At 59.0% G+C, this 686-nt stretch carries 1 protein-coding gene; it reads right to left on the reverse strand.

The window, feature by feature from the left end:
* Positions 1–92 precede the first annotated feature (92 nt).
* A complete protein-coding gene (locus tag ACW5F0_RS14730; RefSeq protein ID WP_456966289.1) occupies positions 93–596 on the reverse strand; it encodes a DUF6998 domain-containing protein in 504 nt (167 codons plus the stop codon).
* Between the last annotated feature and the right edge of the window lie 90 nt (positions 597–686).

Genomic DNA, 686 nt, shown 5'->3' on the forward strand with positions numbered 1-686 from the left:
GTCGAAGTACAGGCAGTAAGGATGAAGGCCGTGCATAGCAGCGCCACAGACTGGATGCGCATAGAACTCTCCCTAGCAACCTAACGCCTGAATTAAGCCGCGCCGCGAAGCGGCGTCGGCTTGAATGAATTGTTAGGCGCACACTGCGGAAGGCGCAATGCCTCTGGTACCTGCGCCATAAGCATACGGAGCTTTGACAGCGACACCGGCCGCTGCCCATTGCGCTGCATCGCGCCGGCAGCAGACCAGACCAGAGCGCCGGGCCCGTTATAGACCTCCGAGGCCTCGCCCTGCTTGGAGAGGTGCAGAACGATCAGGTGGTTTGGCTGTTCGCGAAGCGCCACGGAGCCACGCTGCGTGGCTTTAATCTCTACCAGCGCGCCAGAAGGCGCGTGTGCATCATGGCCCCGAGCCGAATGTGGAAGCAGTTCCAAGCCGTAGCGATGCGCAGCGATAACCTCACCAATGCTTCCGACCAAGTGGCCGTCCGGAGTAAACCGCCGACTTGGGAAAAGTGCCTCTAGCTGCGCAACAAGTGCGTACAGCTCACCTACTAAGCTAGGTACCTTTTCTACGGGGTGTAGAGGATCTGCCATGTGCGCCTAACGCCTAAGTTAAGCCGAGACGCGTAGTGGAGCAAAGCACATGGCAAGCTGTACCTGCCATGTGCTTTGCGTAACGAAGCG

This window comes from Luteimonas sp. A534, assembly GCF_054072805.1.

Excerpts from the sequence above, each read along its gene's own strand:
- ACW5F0_RS14730 (WP_456966289.1), bottom strand. The coding sequence starts at position 596 with ATGGCAGATCCTCTACACCCCGTAGAAAAGGTACCTAGCTTAGTAGGT.